We start from the raw sequence: 14,581 nt of genomic DNA, 5'->3' as shown, positions 1-14,581 counted from the left end.
CGACAGGGCCCTCAGGCCAGCCCCCGCCCGCGCAGCAGCGGCGCAACATCCGGCATCTTGCCCCGGAAGGCGGTGTAAAGGGCCTCCGCCTCTTCGGTCCCGCCCTTGGACAGGATATGCTCCTCCAGCGCGCGGGCGGTGGCGGGGTCGAAGGCGTCGCCCGTTTCGGTGAAGGCGGCGAAGGCATCGGCGTCCATCACCTCGGACCACATATAGCTGTAATAGCCCGAGGAATATCCGTCGCCCGTGAAGATATGCGCGAAATGCGGCGTCGCGTGCCGCATACGAATGGCGTCGGGCATCCCCAGTTGGGCCAGCACCTCGGCCTGCCGGGCCATCGGATCGGCGGGGGCGGCACCTTCGTGAAACGCCAGATCGACAAGGGCGGAGGCCACGTATTCCACCGTCGAATGCCCCTGATCGTAGGTGCCCGCCGCCAGAAGGCGCTCCATCAGATCCTCGGGCATCGGCGCGCCGGTTTTCACATGGCGGGCGTGTGTGCGCAGAACCTCCGGCACCTCCAGCCAATGTTCGTAAAGCTGGCTGGGCAGTTCCACGAAGTCCCGCGCGACCGAGGTGCCCGACACATAGGCGTAGGTCACGTCCGACAGCATCTGGTGCAGCGCGTGGCCGAATTCGTGAAACAGGGTCCGCGCATCGTCATAGGACAGAAGGCTGGGATCGCCCTTGGCGAAGTTGCAGACGTTCATCACGATGGGGGCGCGGTCGCCCCCCAGCTTGCGCTGCACCCGCATCGCCGTGCACCACGCGCCCGACCGCTTGGACGGCCGCGCGAAATAATCGCCGATGAACACGGCCAGATGTTTGCCGTTCCGCGTCACCTCCCACGCGCGCGCATCGGGGTGATAAAGCGGCAGGTCCAGCGCCTTGAACTCCAGCCCGAACAGGCGGCGCGACACGTCGAACGCCGCCTCGATCATCGCGTCCAGCGCGAAGAAGGGCTTGATCTCCGCCTCGTCCAGATCGTGTTCGGCCTTGCGGCGGCGTTCGGTGTAATAGAGCCAGTCCCACGGTTCCAGATCGCCGTTGATCCCGTCCTCGTGCATCATGCGGGTCAGAACCTCGGCGTCGCGGGCGGCGGCGTCCTTTGCCGGGCCCCAGACCTGCATCAAAAGATCGCGCACCGCCGCCGGGGTCTTGGCCATTTCCGGCGCCAGCTTGTAATCGGCAAAGCTGGCATAGCCCAGAAGATGCGCCCGCTCCTCCCGCAGGGACAGAATCTCGGTCGCGATGGCGCGGTTGTCCTGCGCGTTGCCGTTGGCCCCGCGCGCGGTCCACGCCTCATAGGCCACGCGCCGCAGATCGCGGTCGGGCGAGAATTGCAGGAACGGCGTGATGACCGACCGCGCCAGCGTCAGGACGTGCCCCGCCTGCCCCCGATCCCTGGCGGCGGCGCGGGTCGCATCCACCACGAACTCCGGCAGCCCCGCCAGATCTTCGGGCGTCAGATCGCGGGACCAGCCCTTTTCCTCGGCCAGCAGGTTCTGGCCGAACTGCGTGCCAAGGACCGCCAGCCGCGCCTTCACCGCCGTCAGACGTTCGGCCTCGGCCCCCGTCAGTTCCGCCCCCGCCCGCACGAACATGCGGTGATAGAGTTTCAGGACCTGCGCCTGTTCCGGCGTGAGGTCCAGCGTTTCGCGCGCCTGCCACAGGGTGTCGATCCGGTCGAACAGGGCGTGGTTGTTGATGATCTCGGACGAGAAGGCCGACATCTTCGGCGCCAATTCACGCTGCAGATCCTCACGCGCGTCGGTGCTGTCGGCCCCGGCCAGCGTGTAGAAAACGCCCGCCACGCGGTCCAACACCTCCTCCGACAGTTCCAGCGCGTCGATGGTGTTGGCGAAGGTGGGGGCGGCAGGGTCGGCGCTGATGCGCGCGATGTTGGCCCGCGCCTCCGCCAGACCTTCGTCGATGGCGGGGGCGAAGTCGGCATCGGTGATGCGGTCGAAGGGCGGAAGGCCGAAGGGGCCGGTCCAGTCGGACAGAAGCGGGTTCATGAGGCGTCTCCTTTGCCCTGAAGCTAGGTGGAAGCGCGCCGAACCGCTAGGCCCCCCCCGTTCAGGCCCCCTTCGTCACACGGTTTACATGGCCCATCTTGCGGCCCGGACGCGCCTCGGCCTTGCCATAGAGATGCAGCGCCGCGCCCCGCTCGCCTGCGATGTCGGGCACCCGCAGGATGTCGTCGCCGATCAGGTTCTCCATCACCACGTCCGAATGCCGCCCCCCGTCGCCCAAGGGCCAGCCGGCCACGGCGCGGATATGCTGTTCGAACTGGTCCACCGCGCAGCCGTTCTGTGTCCAGTGGCCGGAATTGTGCACCCGGGGCGCGATCTCGTTCACGATCAGCCCGTTCTGGGTCACGAACAGCTCCACCCCCATGACGCCCACGTAATCGAGCGCGTTCAGGATGCGCGCCGCGATCAGCACCGCATCGGTGCGCTGGCCGGGCGTCAGGCGGGCGGGGATGGTGGTCGTGTGCAGGATGCCGTCGCGGTGCACGTTCTCGCCGGGGTCATAGGCGGCCACGGCCCCGTCAAGACCGCGGGCGGCGATCACCGACACCTCATGGCTGAAGGTCACGAACCCTTCGAGCACCGCCTCCGCCCCGTTCATCGATGCGAGTGCCGCTTCGGCATCCGCCGCCGCGCGCAGCCGGGCCTGCCCCTTACCGTCATATCCCAGACGGGTGGTCTTGAGGATGGCCGGCGCCCCGATCGCCTCGACCGCCGCCGTCATGCTGGCGGCATCGGTCACGCGGGCGAAGGGCGCGACGGTCAGGCCCAGACCCGACAGGAACTCCTTTTCCGCCATCCGGTCCTGACTGACCGCCAGCGCGCGGCGGTTCGGGCGGATGACCACCTGCGCCTCCAGCAGATCGAGGGCCGAGGTCGGAACGTTCTCGAATTCATAGGTGATGACATCGACGGATGCGGCAAAGGCGCGCAAGGCGGCCTCATCGTCATAGGCGGCGGTCGTCACCTCATGGGCCACGTCGCCCGCGGGCGGGTTGGGGCTGGGTTCATAGACATGGGTGCGAAAGCCCAGACGGCTGGCCGCGACCGACAGCATCCGCGCCAACTGGCCCCCGCCAAGGATCCCGATCACCGCCCCCGGATGCAGCGCCGCCATCACACATCCTCCGGCATGTCGGGGATGGAGGCGGTCAGCGCCGCCCGCCACGCGTCCAGCCGCTGCGCCAGGGCCGGATCGGACAGGGCAAGGATCCCCGCCGCCATCAGCCCGGCATTGGCCGCCCCCGGCGCGCCGATGGCCATGGTCGCCACGGGAAAGCCCTTGGGCATCTGCAGGATGGAATACAGGCTGTCCACACCCGACAGCGCCTTGGTCAGCACCGGCACGCCGATCACCGGCACGCGGGTTTTCGACGCCATCATGCCTGGCAGATGCGCCGCCCCGCCCGCGCCCGCGATGATGACCTTCAGACCTCGGCCCACGGCCTCCTTGCCATAGGTCCACAGCCGGTCGGGCGTGCGGTGGGCCGACACGATCCGGGCCTCATACGGAACCCCGAGGTCGTCCAGAATGACCGCCGCCTCGCGCAGGGTGGGCCAGTCGGACTGGCTGCCCATGATGATTCCGACCTCGATGCCCATATACGACCCCCGTCCGTGAAAGGGCGGCATCATAACGCCATCGCGCCCGCCCGCAATGGGATCAGGCGATGATGTCGGGGATAAGGCGATCCTCGATCCGCACGATTTCATCCTTAAGGCACAGCTTGCGCCGCTTCAGACGTTGCAGGCGCAGCGCGTCCGGCGCGGGCGAGGCGGTGAGCGCCAGAATGGCTTCATCCAGATCGCGGTGTTCCTGCCGCAGAACCGCCACCCTGATCTTCAGCATTTCCTCGGTGTCGAGTTCGGAATGGGCGTTCATGGTCTGCTCTGGAAATGTGACGTGGGGGGAGTATAGCGGGTTTCACGCAAGGGAGGGGAAAATTCTGCGCGTCTTGCGGCGCGTCCCCGTCTTGCCCATATTGATCCTGCGGGTGCCGCACGGGCCCGCGATTTGTCGCTTCATGCAAGGGCAAGCGGAATGACGAAACTCAGCTTCGGGGCGCATCCCCACCTTCTTGGGTTCGAACAGCTGGAACGGCTGGTGGAACGGACCTCGAAAACCGATGGATATCCCCCGTTCAACATCGAGGCGGTGGCCGACAACGCCTATCGCATCACCCTTGCGGTGGCGGGGTTCGCCGATGCGGACCTGTCCATCACGGTCGAAGACCGCCAGCTGGTCATCCGTGGCCGACAGGCGGATGAAACCGTGCCCCGCGTGTTCCTGCACCGTGGAATTGCCGGCCGCGCCTTTCAGCGCAGCTTCGTGCTGGCCGACGGGGTGGAGGTTGCGGGGGCCGAGTTGAAGCACGGACTGCTTCACGTGGACCTGAAGCGCGTCGTCCCGGACACGGTGGTGCAGACCATCGCCATCCGATCCGCCTGAGAACAGGAGACCCATCATGCCGAATGTTGAAAACACCCAAACCGACCGGATGGTCTATGTCCGTCCCGTCGCCGTGGCCGACCTGCCGTCCGAAGTGCAGGATCAGGCCGAGGGGCTGGACATCCTCTATGCGCTGCACAGCGCGTCGGGGGAACAGATCGCCCTTGTGCGGGACCGCAAGATGGCCTTCCAGCTTGCGATCCAGAACGATCTGGCCCCGGTGAACGTCCACTAGGTCGGGCGTTTACTGAAACGCCTCTTCGATCCCCGCCAGCCAGCGTTCCGCATCCAGCGCGGCCATGCAGCCCATGCCCGCGCTGGTGATCGCCTGACGATAGATATGGTCGGTCAGATCACCGGCGGCGAACACACCGGGGATCGAGGTGCGGGTGCTGCCCGCCTCCACCTTCACATAGCCGTCGGAGTGCAGTTCAAGCTGATCCTTGACCAATTCCGACGCAGGGCTGTGGCCGATCGCCACGAAGAACCCGTCGCAGGGGATCACCTTCTCGGTTCCGTCGCGCACATCGCGCAGGCGCACGCCCGTCACACCGGCGGGGGTGCTGCCCAGAACCTCCTCCACCGTCTGATGCCATTCGAGGGCGACCTTCGGGTGGTTGAACAGGCGGTCCTGCAGGATCTTTTCGGCCCGCAAAGTGTCGCGGCGGTGGATCAGCGTCACCTTGGTGGCGAAGTTCGTCAGGAACAGCGCCTCTTCCACCGCCGTGTTGCCGCCGCCGATCACCACAACCTCCTTCCCGCGATAGAAGAATCCGTCGCAGGTGGCGCAGGCCGAGACGCCGAAGCCCTTGAACTGCTCCTCCGACGGCAGGCCCAGCCATTTCGCCTGCGCGCCGGTTGCCAGAATCACCGCATCCGCCGTGAACATCGTGCCGCTGTCGGCCATCGCTACAAAAGGACGCACCGAGAGGTCGAGCGAGGTGATGTAATCCGTGACGATCTCGGTCCCCATCGCGCGGGCGTGCTCTTCCATCCGCACCATCAGGTCGGGGCCCTGCACGTGGGTGTCGCCGGGCCAGTTCTCCACCTCGGTCGTGATGGTCAGCTGCCCGCCGGGCTGCAAACCCTGCACAAGGATCGGGTTCAGCATCGCGCGGGCGGCATAGACCCCCGCCGTATAGCCCGCAGGGCCGGAGCCGATGATGAGAACCTTGGTGTGCCGCGTCTCGGTCATGATCGCCCTTTCGGTATCTGTCGCCGCCCGATATAGGCCACCCCTTGCGCGGCGGAAACCCCCGCGCAAGGGGTGGTTTTTCTGCGACATAATATTGCGTGTGGCACGGGCGTTCTGTAATGTCGGCACAGTTTACAGGGAGCATTTCATGGCCGGATCGAAGCTGGATCCCATCGACCGACAGATCCTTGCCGAATTGCAGGCCGACGGACGCATGACCAACGTGGAACTGGCGCGGCGCGTGGGCATATCCGCCCCGCCCTGCCTGCGCCGCGTGCGCGCGCTGGAGGTGGCGGGCTATATCCGCGGATACCATGCCGAAATCGACCCGCGCGAAATGGGGTTCGAGGTGCAGGTCTTTGCCATGGTGCGGCTGCACAGCCAGGCCGAACGCGATCTGGCCGCGTTCGAGGATCATTGCCGCAGCCTGTCGCTGGTCCGCGAATGCCACATGCTGAACGGCGAGATCGACTTCATCCTGAAATGCGTGGCCCCCGACCTGTCCACCTTCCAGTCGTTCCTGACGCAGCACCTGACTTCGGCCGCGAATGTCGCCAGCGTCAAGACCAGCCTGGTGATTCGCGGCGCCAAGGACGAACCCGGCGTGCCCTTCGACGTGCTTGAGGCGCGGCTCGCTAAAGCCGGATCGTCGCGATAAGGCGGCCGTAATCGGCCTCGTTCGCGTGGGTGGTGCGGCGATAGGAATAGAACCGCTCGGCATCGGAATAGGTGCAATGGCCGGTCCATTCGGCCTCCACCCCTGCCGCCCGCAGACGTGACAGGCCGAAGCCCGGCAGATCGAACAGCAGCCGGTCCCCCTGCCCTTGGGCGAAGAACCGGCTGTAGGCGTCATCCTCGGCCATGAAGGCGTCCAGCATCTCGGGACCGACCTCATATGCGCGCTGGCTGATGCACGGCCCGATCGCCGCGGTGATGTCCGTGGCTCCCAGATCGCGCATCGCCTGCACCGTCGCCTCCAACACGCCCGACAGCGCGCCCTTCCACCCCGCATGGGCCGCGCCGATCACGCCCGCCTTCGCATCGGCGAGCAGCACCGGCTGGCAATCGGCGGTCAGGATGCCCAAGGCCAGCCCCGGTTCGCGCGTCACCATCGCGTCGGCGCGGGGGGCCGTGTCGAACGCCCCCTCCACCACCGCCACGTCGGGGGAATGGACCTGATGCACCGTCACCAGCGCAGCCCTGTCCACGCCCATCGCCTCGGCCACGCGGGCGCGGTTGATGGCCACCACCTCCGCCAGATCCGAACTTCCGGGGCCGCAGTTCAGCCCGTGAAAGATGCCCGACGACGCCCCCCCCTTGCGGGTGAAGAACCCGTGGCGAACGGGATGCAGCGCGCGGGAGGTGATGATCTCGAGTGTCATGGAAACCCCGGTGGTTGTGGTGAGGTGCGGCCCGTGACCGCCATGGCCTTGAACAGTTCGCCCATCTGCCCCGCCTCGGTCAACCGCCGAAACGCCGCCACATGCGCCTCCAGCGCCGCCCCGCTGAGGGTGGCCGCCAGCCGTTCGGCCCGCGTGGCGATGCCCAACCCGCCCAGAAGCGCCCCCTGCGTCGTATAGCGTATCGTGCACTCCGCCGCCGCCGCCGCCAGCGCGCGAAAATCGACATGCGCGGTCAGGTCCGCCTGCCCCACATCGGCCAGCGGATCGGCAAAGGCGTGGTTGCGGACGGCCTGAAACGTGTCGCCATCGCTGCCCCAGCCGCCATAATCCACGATCAGCGCCAGACCGCGATCCGTCACACGGGCGGCGATCTCGGCCATGATGGGGGCGGCGTCGGGGCAGATCTCCACGATATCGGCGTCATAGGTGCCCGCCACAGGGGGCGAGAGGCCAAAGGCCAGACGCCCCTCGGTCACGCCGACCATCCGTTCATGCCACGCCGCCCCCCGCCGGTGGAACTGGCGGATCGGCAGCGCGTCGAAGAACTCGTTCGCGACCAGCCACAGCGGGGCGTCCGGCAGATCCTGCACCCGGGCCACATGGCGACACGGCACGCGCCCGGCCTGCATCGCGGCCAGCGCGGGGCTCGCCTCCACCAGCACCACATCGGCGGCGGCGTGAAATCCGGGCACGTTGCGGGTGGCGCGCAGGATGTCGGCCATCAGCGTCCCGCGCCCCGGCCCAAGCTCGGCCAAGGTGAAGGCCCCGCCCCCCGATTCCAGCCAGTGCTGCGCCAGACACAGGCCGATCAGCTCGCCGAACATCTGGCTGATCTCCGGCGCGGTGGTGAAATCGCCCGCCGCCCCGAAGGGCATCCGCGTCGTGTAATAGCCGTGATCGGGGTCCAGCAACGCGCGCCGCATGAAGGTGGCAAGGCTGATCGGACCGTCCAGCCCGATCTCCCGCACCAAGGCCTGCGCCAGCGGGGTCACGCCGCCCGCCGCGCCCGCAGGATCAGCCACAGGCCCACGGCCACCATCGGCAGGGACAGCGCCTGCCCCTGCGTCAGCCCCCAGCCGCCGATCTGCCAAGCCAGCCCCAGCGGGTTGCCCTCGGTCACGAACTGGGCGTCGGGCTGGCGGACGAACTCCACCAGAAACCGCGACGCGCCATAGCCGGCGATGAACACCCCGGCGATCGCGCCCGGCCAGCGCAGCCAGCCCCGCCGCAGGATCAGCACCCAGATCACCGCGCCCAGCAGCAGGCCTTCCAGCCCCGCCTCATACAACTGCGACGGGTGGCGGGCGCAGATGCCCTCCACCCCCGGACAGAACTGCGCCGCCGGCCCCGGAAAGGCCACGCCCCAGGGCAGATCGGTCGGCCGCCCCCAGAGTTCGGCATTGATGAAATTCGCCAGCCGCCCGAAGAACAGCCCCGGCGGCACGGCGGCCGCCAGCGCATCGCCCGCCGACAGCTTGGCGATCCCCTCTCGCGCGGTGAATATCCACGTGGCGGCGATCACGCCCAGCAATCCGCCGTGGAAGGACATCCCCCCTTCCCACACGGCGGGGATCAGATGCGGGTTCGCAAGGTAATAGTTCAGATCATAGAACAGCACGAAGCCCAGCCGCCCGCCGATCACCACCCCCAGAATGACCCAAGTCAGCAGCCGCTCCACCTGATCGGCGGTCATCGGCGGCTGGCCCGCCGGCCACAGGTCCACGCGCCGGATCAGGCGCATCACGATCCACCATCCCAGCAAGAGCCCGGCGATATAGGCCAGCGCATACCAGCGCAGCGAGAAGCTGAATCCGCCAAGGGTCAGGGTGAATATCTCGGGCGAGATATCGGGGAAGGGGATGTAGGACATGCGGGCCTCGTGTTTCGGCGATGTTTGTCGGGGGCGACCCCGACCTTGTCAAGCGGCCCCCCTGCGGCCATATGTTGCTGAACCGCGAACAGGAGCGATCATGCAGACCCGAGGCAAGTTTCTGGACGACATGTCCCAACTGATGACCAACGCCATGGGCGTGGCCCAAGGCGCACGGACCGAGGCGGAGACCGCGTTTCGCGGCATGGTCGACCGGTGGCTGGCCGACCGCGATCTGGTCACGCGTGAGGAATTCGACGCTGTCCGCGCCATGGCCCTGAAAGCGCGGGAAGAGAACGCGGCGCTGGCCGCACGTCTGGCCGCGCTTGAGGCCAAGCCCGACACCCCCAAGGCATGAGCGGTCCGCGCCTTGCGGTGCGGGCGCTGATTCTGGACGACCGGCAGCGTCTGTTGCTGGTCAACGCGTGGCCCGAGGGGGTGTCCGACCTTTGGACCGCCCCCGGCGGCGGGGTGAACCGCCACACCTCCCTGCCCGACAACCTGATCCGCGAGGTGCATGAGGAAACCGGCCTGACCGTCACGGTCGGCGCGCCGGTCATGGTGAACGAATTCCACGATCCGGGCGGGACGTTCCATCAGGTCGATCTCTATTTCCGCTGCACGGTCGTGGCGGGCACCATCGCGCAGGATTGGCGCGATCCCGAGGGGGTCGTGACGCAGCGCCGCTGGGTCACGCGGGAAGAAATGGCCTTGTTGCGGGTCAAGCCCGACCGTCTGGCCCAGGCGGCTTGGGGCGAGGGCGTGATCTATGACCCGTTGGAGCCAATCATCCGATAGCGGGCCAGCCCTCCATCGCCAGCCCTGCCCCGGCGGCCAGCAGCAGGGCCACGCTCCCCGCCGCGCGCCCGGTGCGCAACCAGCCCCAAAGCCCGAAGGTCAGCGCCAGCGCCGCCAGAAGCGTCAGCACCAGCGGCAGACCGCGAAGTGGCGCATCCCCCACCAGCAAAATCGCGGCCAACGGCGCCGCCAACAGCATATGCGTGGCCAGAAGGTCCAACGGATCGCCGCGCCGCAGCAAAAGCCCCTGCGCCCCCGCGCTGCCCCCTGCGATCAGCAGCATCAGCACCGCGTCCAGCGGTCCGGTCCAGGCCGCCGCGATCAGCACCCCGATCGCCACGGGCCATTCCCACAGACCCGGCGCATCGCCGAGGATCTGCCGCCCGACCAGCGTCGCCACCAGTGCCCCCGCCCCCACCGGCACAACGGCCAGCACCACCGGCATCGCCGCCAGCCCCTGCGCCACGGCAAACAGCCCGGCCAGCAGCAGAACCGCCCCGACCATCTGCACCTGCGCGGCCCGGCGCAGGATCACGCCCGGTCCCGGCGCATCGCGCCGCTTGCGCCGCAGCATCAGCGCCAGCCACGACAGGGCGGCCCCCGCCACGCAGAGGCTGGCCGCGATCACCTGCGGCTCCCCCTCCGCCGCGCGGATCAAGGGCAGCACGGCGGCAAGGGCAAGGATGGAGATGACGAAGATCAGGAGCGGAGGCCGGTCTCGACCAGCAGGTTCTGGCGCTTCGCCTCATAATAGTAGCCCTGGCTATACCATTTGACGGCGGTGTCCTCGGACCCGTTCGACACCATCCACGCGCCGCGCAGGTATTTCATCGCATAGCGCAGGTTGGTTTCGGCATCCAGAAGCTGCCCCGCCTCGCCCGAAAAGCCCATGGTGCGCGCGGTTTGGGGGGCGATCTGCATCAGCCCGTAATAGGAGCCGTTGCGGGCCGCGGGGTTGTAGGTGCTTTCGCGGCGCACGACGCGGTGGGCCAGCGTGCGCGGAACGCCGTAATGGTCGGCGTATTTGTCCACCATCCGCGCCACCTCGGCCCGTCCGGCGGGCACGTTCACATCGGGCGTCGCCCCGCGGGAGACGGGCGTCATCCCCCCACCACAAGCCGAAAGGCCAAGCATCAGCGTCAGGGCGAGGGTGGCGCGCATCAACATCTTCACTGTCCGGGGTTGTTGTCGTTGCCCCGGACGATGCGGGCCAGCGGCGTGTCTGGCAAGCGCCGGGTTCCCCCTGTCAACCCGGATGCGCGGAAACCTGCCAAACGAAAAGGGGCGCCCCGAAGGACGCCCCCGTGTTTCCTGAAAGGAAACGGCAGCTTACATCATGCCGCCCATGCCGCCCATGTCGGGCATACCACCGCCTGCCGGGGCCTTCGGCTCCGGCTTGTCGGCGATCATGGCTTCCGTGGTGATCAGCAGCGAGGCCACCGATGCCGCGTTTTCCAGCGCCGTGCGGGTCACCTTGGCCGGATCGATCACGCCGAACGAGAACATGTCGCCATATTCTTCGGTCTGGGCGTTGAAGCCGAACGAGGTGGAGGACGATTCGCGGATCTTGCCAGCCACGACAGCCCCGTCGACGCCCGAGTTCTCGGAGATCTGACGCAGCGGTGCTTCCAGCGCGCGACGGATGATCGAGATGCCGACGTTCTGATCGGCGTTCGCGCCTTCCAGACCTTCCAGCGCCTTCGTGGCCTGAACCAGCGCCACGCCGCCACCGACGACAACGCCTTCCTGCACGGCCGCACGGGTCGCGTTCAGGGCGTCGTCCACACGGTCCTTACGCTCTTTCACTTCGATCTCGGTCATGCCGCCGACGCGGATCACGGCAACGCCGCCAGCCAGTTTGGCCACGCGCTCTTGCAGTTTTTCCTTGTCGTAGTCCGAGGTGGTTTCCTCGATCTGCGTGCGGATCTGGGACACGCGGGCCGAGATTTCGGCCTTGTCGCCCGCGCCATCGACGATGGTCGTGGTGTCCTTGGTGATCTGGACCTTCTTGGCGGTGCCGAGCATGTCGATCGTGACATTCTCCAGCTTCATGCCGAGGTCTTCCGAAATCACCTGACCGCCGGTCAGGATCGCGATGTCCTGCAGCATGGCCTTGCGGCGATCGCCGAAGCCCGGTGCCTTGACGGCTGCGATCTTCAGACCGCCGCGCAGCTTGTTCACGACCAGCGTGGCCAGAGCCTCGCCGTCCACGTCTTCCGCGATGATGATCAGCGGCTTTTGCGACTGGATCACGGCTTCCAGCAGCGGAACCATCGGCTGCAGGGACGAGAGTTTCTTCTCGTGCAGCAGGATCAGCGCGTCGTCCAGTTCCGCGACCATCTTGTCGGGGTTCGTGACGAAATAGGGCGAGAGGTAGCCGCGGTCGAACTGCATGCCTTCGACGACTTCGGTCTCGGTCTCGAGGCCTTTATTCTCTTCGACGGTGATGACACCCTCGTTGCCGACCTTCTGCATCGCATCCGCGATCTGACGGCCGATCTCGGCTTCGCCGTTGGCGGAGATGGTGCCGACCTGGGCGACTTCCGCCGAATCGTTCACCGGACGCGAGGCGGCGCGGATCGCTTCCACGACCTTGGCGGTGGCCATGTCGATGCCGCGCTTCAGATCCATCGGGTTCAGGCCGGCAGCGACCGACTTCATGCCTTCCTTTATGATGGCTTGCGCCAGCACCGTCGCGGTCGTCGTGCCGTCGCCGGCTTCGTCGTTGGTGCGCGAGGCGACTTCTTTCACAAGCTGGGCGCCCATGTTCTCGAACTTGTCAGCCAGTTCGATTTCCTTGGCGACCGTCACACCGTCCTTGGTGATGCGCGGGGCGCCGAAGGATTTGTCGATGACGACGTTGCGGCCTTTCGGGCCCAGCGTCACCTTGACAGCATCGGCGAGGGTGTTGACGCCACGCAGCATACGCTCGCGGGCATCGGTGTCGAACTTCACGTCCTTAGCGGCCATGTCAGATCTCCTGAATGTCTGTGGAAATTAAGAAAGGCGGATCTCAGGCGATGATGCCGAGAATGTCGCTTTCCTTCATGATCAGCAGTTCTTTGCCTTCAAGCGTCACTTCCGTGCCCGACCACTTGCCGAACAGGATGCGGTCGCCCACCTTGACGGACGGTGCGATCAGCTCGCCCGAGTCCTTGCGGGCGCCTTCGCCCACGGCGATGATCTCGCCCTCGGCGGGTTTTTCCTTGGCGGAATCGGGGATGATCAGGCCGCCCTTGGTCTTTTCATCGCCTTCGATGCGACGGACCAGAACACGATCGTGCAACGGTTTGAATGCCATCTGAGAAACGCTCCCTCAGGTTCGAATGAATGTCTTTAGCACTCACCCTGTGGAAGTGCTAACGGGCCGCAAGCTATGCACGGCCACCGGCTCTGTCAACGCCCCCTCCCCGCGATTTTTCGTGGCTCTTGGCGACAGGCGGCGGACATGTCAGGCTGCCGGGATGAAACACCTTGTTCTTGCCGCAGCCCTGCTGGTTGCCCCGCCGGCCTTTGCCCTGTGCGAAGGCAAAAACCTGATCGACGCGCTGCCCGCCGACCAGCGTGCGGCGCTTGACGCGGCCACGGCGGCCCATCCCCATCCCGACGGCACGGTATGGCAGGCGACGAAGGATGACCGGCGGATCGTGGTCATCGGCACCTATCATCTGAACGATCTGCGGATGGAGGACTGGGCCGCAGGCCTCGCCCCCCATCTGGACGGCGCCACTCATCTTCTGGTGGAGGCCGGGCCGGAGGAGGAGGCCGCCCTTGCGCGTCACATGGCCGAACACCCCGAGGCGATGAGCGTGATGTCCGGCCCCACCCTGCCCGAACGCCTGCCGCCCGCCGAATGGGACGCGCTGCGCGTGGCGATGGAGGAACGGGGGATTCCCGGCTTCATGACGGCCAAGATGAAGCCGTGGTATATCTCGATGTTGCTGGGGATGCCGCCTTGCGCCATGCAAAGCGGGTTCGACAACGGTCTGGACAAACGGCTGATCGCCATGGCGCAGGACCGGGATATCCCTGTCCGCGCGGTCGAACCCTATGACACGCTGTTCACCCTGTTCGACAACATCCCCCCGGAGGAGGAGTTGGACCTGATCCGGTCCTCGTTGCCGCTGGAGCCGCTCTCGGAAGATGTCGCGGTGACGCTGGCCTCATCCTATTTCGACGGGCATATCCGGGTGATGTGGGAATTCATGCGCCTGATGGCGATCGAGGACGGCACCTTGACCGAACCCGAGGTCGACGCCACCTTTGCCGAGGCGGAAACGGCGCTGATCACCCTGCGCAACCGTGCCTGGATGCCGGTGATCGAGGATGAGGCCGGAACCGGCCCCATCGTGGTGGCGGTGGGCGCGCTGCACCTGCCGGGGCGGGACGGGGTGCTGTCCCTCCTGGAAGCCGACGGATACGCGCTGCGCCGTCTGGATCAGTAGACTTTCGGCATATCGGCGGGGTTGATGCCCAGCACGTCCAGATCGGCGACGTCGGGGGTGCGGTGCGACCGGATCGCCGCCGAAACGCGGACCGAGGCGCCGAAGATGCTTGCCGCGGTGACCAGCTTGGCCCACAGGCCCAGCGAGGCGGGGGAAGCGGCGACGGGGGTGTTTGCGGTCAGGGTGGTCATCGGACGGGCCTTTCGGTTCGGATTGCGGATCGTTTCGTCTTGTCCCCAAGATGCGCCCGCACCCCCCTGCGGACAACGCTGAAAAGGCGAAACCCCGCCATGCGCCAGACGCAATACCCGTTCGCAAAACGCCGCAAAAGAGGGCGGCGCCCGAGGTGACAAGCCGGGGATGCCCCCCTATAACGACCGCATATCTT

At 66.8% G+C, this 14,581-nt stretch carries 19 protein-coding genes; 6 read left to right on the top strand and 13 right to left on the bottom strand.

From position 1 onward, the window contains the following. Positions 1-11: 11 nt before the first annotated feature. From MU449_RS02675 to MU449_RS02660, 4 genes are all read right to left on the bottom strand, one after another. Complete coding sequence (locus tag MU449_RS02675) at positions 12-2,018, bottom strand: M3 family metallopeptidase (protein ID WP_244736472.1); 2,007 nt, start codon at positions 2,016-2,018, stop codon at positions 12-14. A 61-nt stretch (positions 2,019-2,079) separates the two neighbouring features. Then, positions 2,080-3,150, bottom strand: a complete 1,071-nt coding sequence (locus MU449_RS02670) for a 5-(carboxyamino)imidazole ribonucleotide synthase (RefSeq protein ID WP_280517625.1) — start codon at positions 3,148-3,150, stop codon at positions 2,080-2,082. Then, the gene (gene purE, locus MU449_RS02665; RefSeq protein ID WP_244736469.1) at positions 3,150-3,635 is read right to left on the bottom strand and encodes a 5-(carboxyamino)imidazole ribonucleotide mutase; all 486 of its coding nucleotides are present in this window, start codon (positions 3,633-3,635) and stop codon (positions 3,150-3,152) included. Before purE ends, MU449_RS02670 begins: the two co-directional genes overlap by 1 nt. Before the next feature lie 61 nt (positions 3,636-3,696). Next, positions 3,697-3,915: a YdcH family protein gene (locus MU449_RS02660; protein WP_244736468.1), complete on the bottom strand. Its 219-nt coding sequence runs from the start codon at positions 3,913-3,915 to the stop codon at positions 3,697-3,699. Positions 3,916-4,074: 159 nt separating this feature from the next. Here MU449_RS02660 and MU449_RS02655 point away from each other — a divergent pair, with 159 nt between their 5' ends. Continuing rightward, complete coding sequence (locus tag MU449_RS02655; RefSeq protein ID WP_244736467.1) at positions 4,075-4,482, top strand: Hsp20 family protein; 408 nt, start codon at positions 4,075-4,077, stop codon at positions 4,480-4,482. Positions 4,483-4,498: 16 nt separating this feature from the next. Further along, the gene (locus MU449_RS02650; RefSeq protein WP_244736466.1) at positions 4,499-4,717 is read left to right on the top strand and encodes a DUF1150 family protein; all 219 of its coding nucleotides are present in this window, start codon (positions 4,499-4,501) and stop codon (positions 4,715-4,717) included. Between the two features lie 9 nt (positions 4,718-4,726). Here MU449_RS02650 and trxB read toward each other — a convergent pair whose 3' ends face one another. Beyond that, a complete protein-coding gene (trxB, locus tag MU449_RS02645; protein ID WP_244736464.1) occupies positions 4,727-5,677 on the bottom strand; it encodes a thioredoxin-disulfide reductase in 951 nt (316 codons plus the stop codon). Positions 5,678-5,825: 148 nt separating this feature from the next. On the opposite strand from trxB, the gene MU449_RS02640 reads away from it, so the two are divergent. Next, on the top strand, positions 5,826-6,335 hold the full coding sequence (locus MU449_RS02640) for an Lrp/AsnC family transcriptional regulator (RefSeq protein WP_244736462.1): 510 nt from the start codon (positions 5,826-5,828) through the stop codon (positions 6,333-6,335). Here the strand turns inward: MU449_RS02640 and pgeF are convergent. Genes pgeF through lgt form a run of 3 tightly spaced genes read right to left on the bottom strand, consistent with a single transcriptional unit; the run spans position 6,313 to position 8,950 of the window. Further along, positions 6,313-7,059: a peptidoglycan editing factor PgeF gene (pgeF, locus tag MU449_RS02635; protein WP_244736461.1), complete on the bottom strand. Its 747-nt coding sequence runs from the start codon at positions 7,057-7,059 to the stop codon at positions 6,313-6,315. The two genes, MU449_RS02640 and pgeF, sit on opposite strands and share 23 nt — an antisense overlap. After that, positions 7,056-8,072, bottom strand: coding sequence for a class I SAM-dependent methyltransferase (locus MU449_RS02630; RefSeq protein WP_244738934.1), 1,017 nt, complete (start codon positions 8,070-8,072; stop codon positions 7,056-7,058). Before MU449_RS02630 ends, pgeF begins: the two co-directional genes overlap by 4 nt. Further along, entirely contained in the window at positions 8,069-8,950 is an 882-nt protein-coding gene (gene lgt, locus MU449_RS02625) for a prolipoprotein diacylglyceryl transferase (RefSeq protein WP_244736460.1), read from the bottom strand. The genes MU449_RS02630 and lgt overlap by 4 nt, the downstream gene beginning before the upstream one ends. A gap of 100 nt (positions 8,951-9,050) precedes the next feature. On the opposite strand from lgt, the gene MU449_RS02620 reads away from it, so the two are divergent. Together MU449_RS02620 and MU449_RS02615 are read left to right on the top strand one after the other, a co-directional pair. Then, positions 9,051-9,308, top strand: a complete 258-nt coding sequence (locus MU449_RS02620) for an accessory factor UbiK family protein (protein ID WP_244736458.1) — start codon at positions 9,051-9,053, stop codon at positions 9,306-9,308. Then, positions 9,305-9,748 carry an NUDIX domain-containing protein gene (locus MU449_RS02615; RefSeq protein WP_244736457.1) on the top strand — a complete coding sequence of 148 codons (444 nt, stop codon included), beginning with the start codon at positions 9,305-9,307 and terminating at the stop codon, positions 9,746-9,748. The genes MU449_RS02620 and MU449_RS02615 overlap by 4 nt, the downstream gene beginning before the upstream one ends. Here the strand turns inward: MU449_RS02615 and MU449_RS02610 are convergent. The 4 genes from MU449_RS02610 to MU449_RS02595 form a co-directional block, all read right to left on the bottom strand. Continuing rightward, positions 9,738-10,415 (bottom strand): hypothetical protein, encoded by a 678-nt coding sequence (locus MU449_RS02610; protein ID WP_244736456.1) that lies wholly within the window; start codon positions 10,413-10,415, stop codon positions 9,738-9,740. The two genes, MU449_RS02615 and MU449_RS02610, sit on opposite strands and share 11 nt — an antisense overlap. Positions 10,416-10,447: 32 nt before the next feature. Then, positions 10,448-10,915, bottom strand: coding sequence for a transglycosylase SLT domain-containing protein (locus tag MU449_RS02605; RefSeq protein ID WP_342345633.1), 468 nt, complete (start codon positions 10,913-10,915; stop codon positions 10,448-10,450). A gap of 162 nt (positions 10,916-11,077) precedes the next feature. Next, positions 11,078-12,718 (bottom strand): chaperonin GroEL, encoded by a 1,641-nt coding sequence (gene groL, locus MU449_RS02600; protein ID WP_244736455.1) that lies wholly within the window; start codon positions 12,716-12,718, stop codon positions 11,078-11,080. 43 nt (positions 12,719-12,761) lie between these two features. Beyond that, positions 12,762-13,049: a co-chaperone GroES gene (locus MU449_RS02595; protein WP_244736454.1), complete on the bottom strand. Its 288-nt coding sequence runs from the start codon at positions 13,047-13,049 to the stop codon at positions 12,762-12,764. A gap of 163 nt (positions 13,050-13,212) precedes the next feature. Here MU449_RS02595 and MU449_RS02590 point away from each other — a divergent pair, with 163 nt between their 5' ends. Further along, complete coding sequence (locus MU449_RS02590) at positions 13,213-14,193, top strand: TraB/GumN family protein (RefSeq protein WP_244736452.1); 981 nt, start codon at positions 13,213-13,215, stop codon at positions 14,191-14,193. On the opposite strand, the gene MU449_RS02585 is transcribed toward MU449_RS02590, so the two are convergent. Then, on the bottom strand, positions 14,187-14,384 hold the full coding sequence (locus tag MU449_RS02585) for a hypothetical protein (RefSeq protein WP_244736451.1): 198 nt from the start codon (positions 14,382-14,384) through the stop codon (positions 14,187-14,189). The two genes, MU449_RS02590 and MU449_RS02585, sit on opposite strands and share 7 nt — an antisense overlap. Between the last annotated feature and the right edge of the window lie 197 nt (positions 14,385-14,581).

The organism is Falsirhodobacter halotolerans, from assembly GCF_022899245.1.
Taxonomy (GTDB): Bacteria; Pseudomonadota; Alphaproteobacteria; order Rhodobacterales; family Rhodobacteraceae; genus Falsirhodobacter; species Falsirhodobacter halotolerans.
Note: the sequence above shows the minus strand (reverse complement) of the source record. Positions and strands in the feature narration are given on the sequence as shown.

What these genes read in the sequence shown, in the direction of transcription:
- trxB (WP_244736464.1), bottom strand. Translation starts at nt 5,677, where the DNA reads ATGACCGAGACGCGGCACACCAAGGTTCTCATCATCGGCTCCGGCCCT.
- MU449_RS02640 (WP_244736462.1), top strand. Translation starts at nt 5,826, where the DNA reads ATGGCCGGATCGAAGCTGGATCCCATCGACCGACAGATCCTTGCCGAA.
- MU449_RS02585 (WP_244736451.1), bottom strand. Translation starts at nt 14,384, where the DNA reads ATGACCACCCTGACCGCAAACACCCCCGTCGCCGCTTCCCCCGCCTCG.
- groL (WP_244736455.1), bottom strand. Translation starts at nt 12,718, where the DNA reads ATGGCCGCTAAGGACGTGAAGTTCGACACCGATGCCCGCGAGCGTATG.
- MU449_RS02660 (WP_244736468.1), bottom strand. Translation starts at nt 3,915, where the DNA reads ATGAACGCCCATTCCGAACTCGACACCGAGGAAATGCTGAAGATCAGG.
- lgt (WP_244736460.1), bottom strand. Translation starts at nt 8,950, where the DNA reads ATGTCCTACATCCCCTTCCCCGATATCTCGCCCGAGATATTCACCCTG.
- purE (WP_244736469.1), bottom strand. Translation starts at nt 3,635, where the DNA reads ATGGGCATCGAGGTCGGAATCATCATGGGCAGCCAGTCCGACTGGCCC.
- MU449_RS02670 (WP_280517625.1), bottom strand. Translation starts at nt 3,150, where the DNA reads ATGGCGGCGCTGCATCCGGGGGCGGTGATCGGGATCCTTGGCGGGGGC.
- MU449_RS02605 (WP_342345633.1), bottom strand. Translation starts at nt 10,915, where the DNA reads ATGTTGATGCGCGCCACCCTCGCCCTGACGCTGATGCTTGGCCTTTCG.
- MU449_RS02590 (WP_244736452.1), top strand. Translation starts at nt 13,213, where the DNA reads ATGAAACACCTTGTTCTTGCCGCAGCCCTGCTGGTTGCCCCGCCGGCC.
- MU449_RS02615 (WP_244736457.1), top strand. Translation starts at nt 9,305, where the DNA reads ATGAGCGGTCCGCGCCTTGCGGTGCGGGCGCTGATTCTGGACGACCGG.
- MU449_RS02655 (WP_244736467.1), top strand. Translation starts at nt 4,075, where the DNA reads ATGACGAAACTCAGCTTCGGGGCGCATCCCCACCTTCTTGGGTTCGAA.
- MU449_RS02595 (WP_244736454.1), bottom strand. Translation starts at nt 13,049, where the DNA reads ATGGCATTCAAACCGTTGCACGATCGTGTTCTGGTCCGTCGCATCGAA.
- MU449_RS02620 (WP_244736458.1), top strand. Translation starts at nt 9,051, where the DNA reads ATGCAGACCCGAGGCAAGTTTCTGGACGACATGTCCCAACTGATGACC.
- MU449_RS02675 (WP_244736472.1), bottom strand. Translation starts at nt 2,018, where the DNA reads ATGAACCCGCTTCTGTCCGACTGGACCGGCCCCTTCGGCCTTCCGCCC.
- MU449_RS02650 (WP_244736466.1), top strand. Translation starts at nt 4,499, where the DNA reads ATGCCGAATGTTGAAAACACCCAAACCGACCGGATGGTCTATGTCCGT.
- pgeF (WP_244736461.1), bottom strand. Translation starts at nt 7,059, where the DNA reads ATGACACTCGAGATCATCACCTCCCGCGCGCTGCATCCCGTTCGCCAC.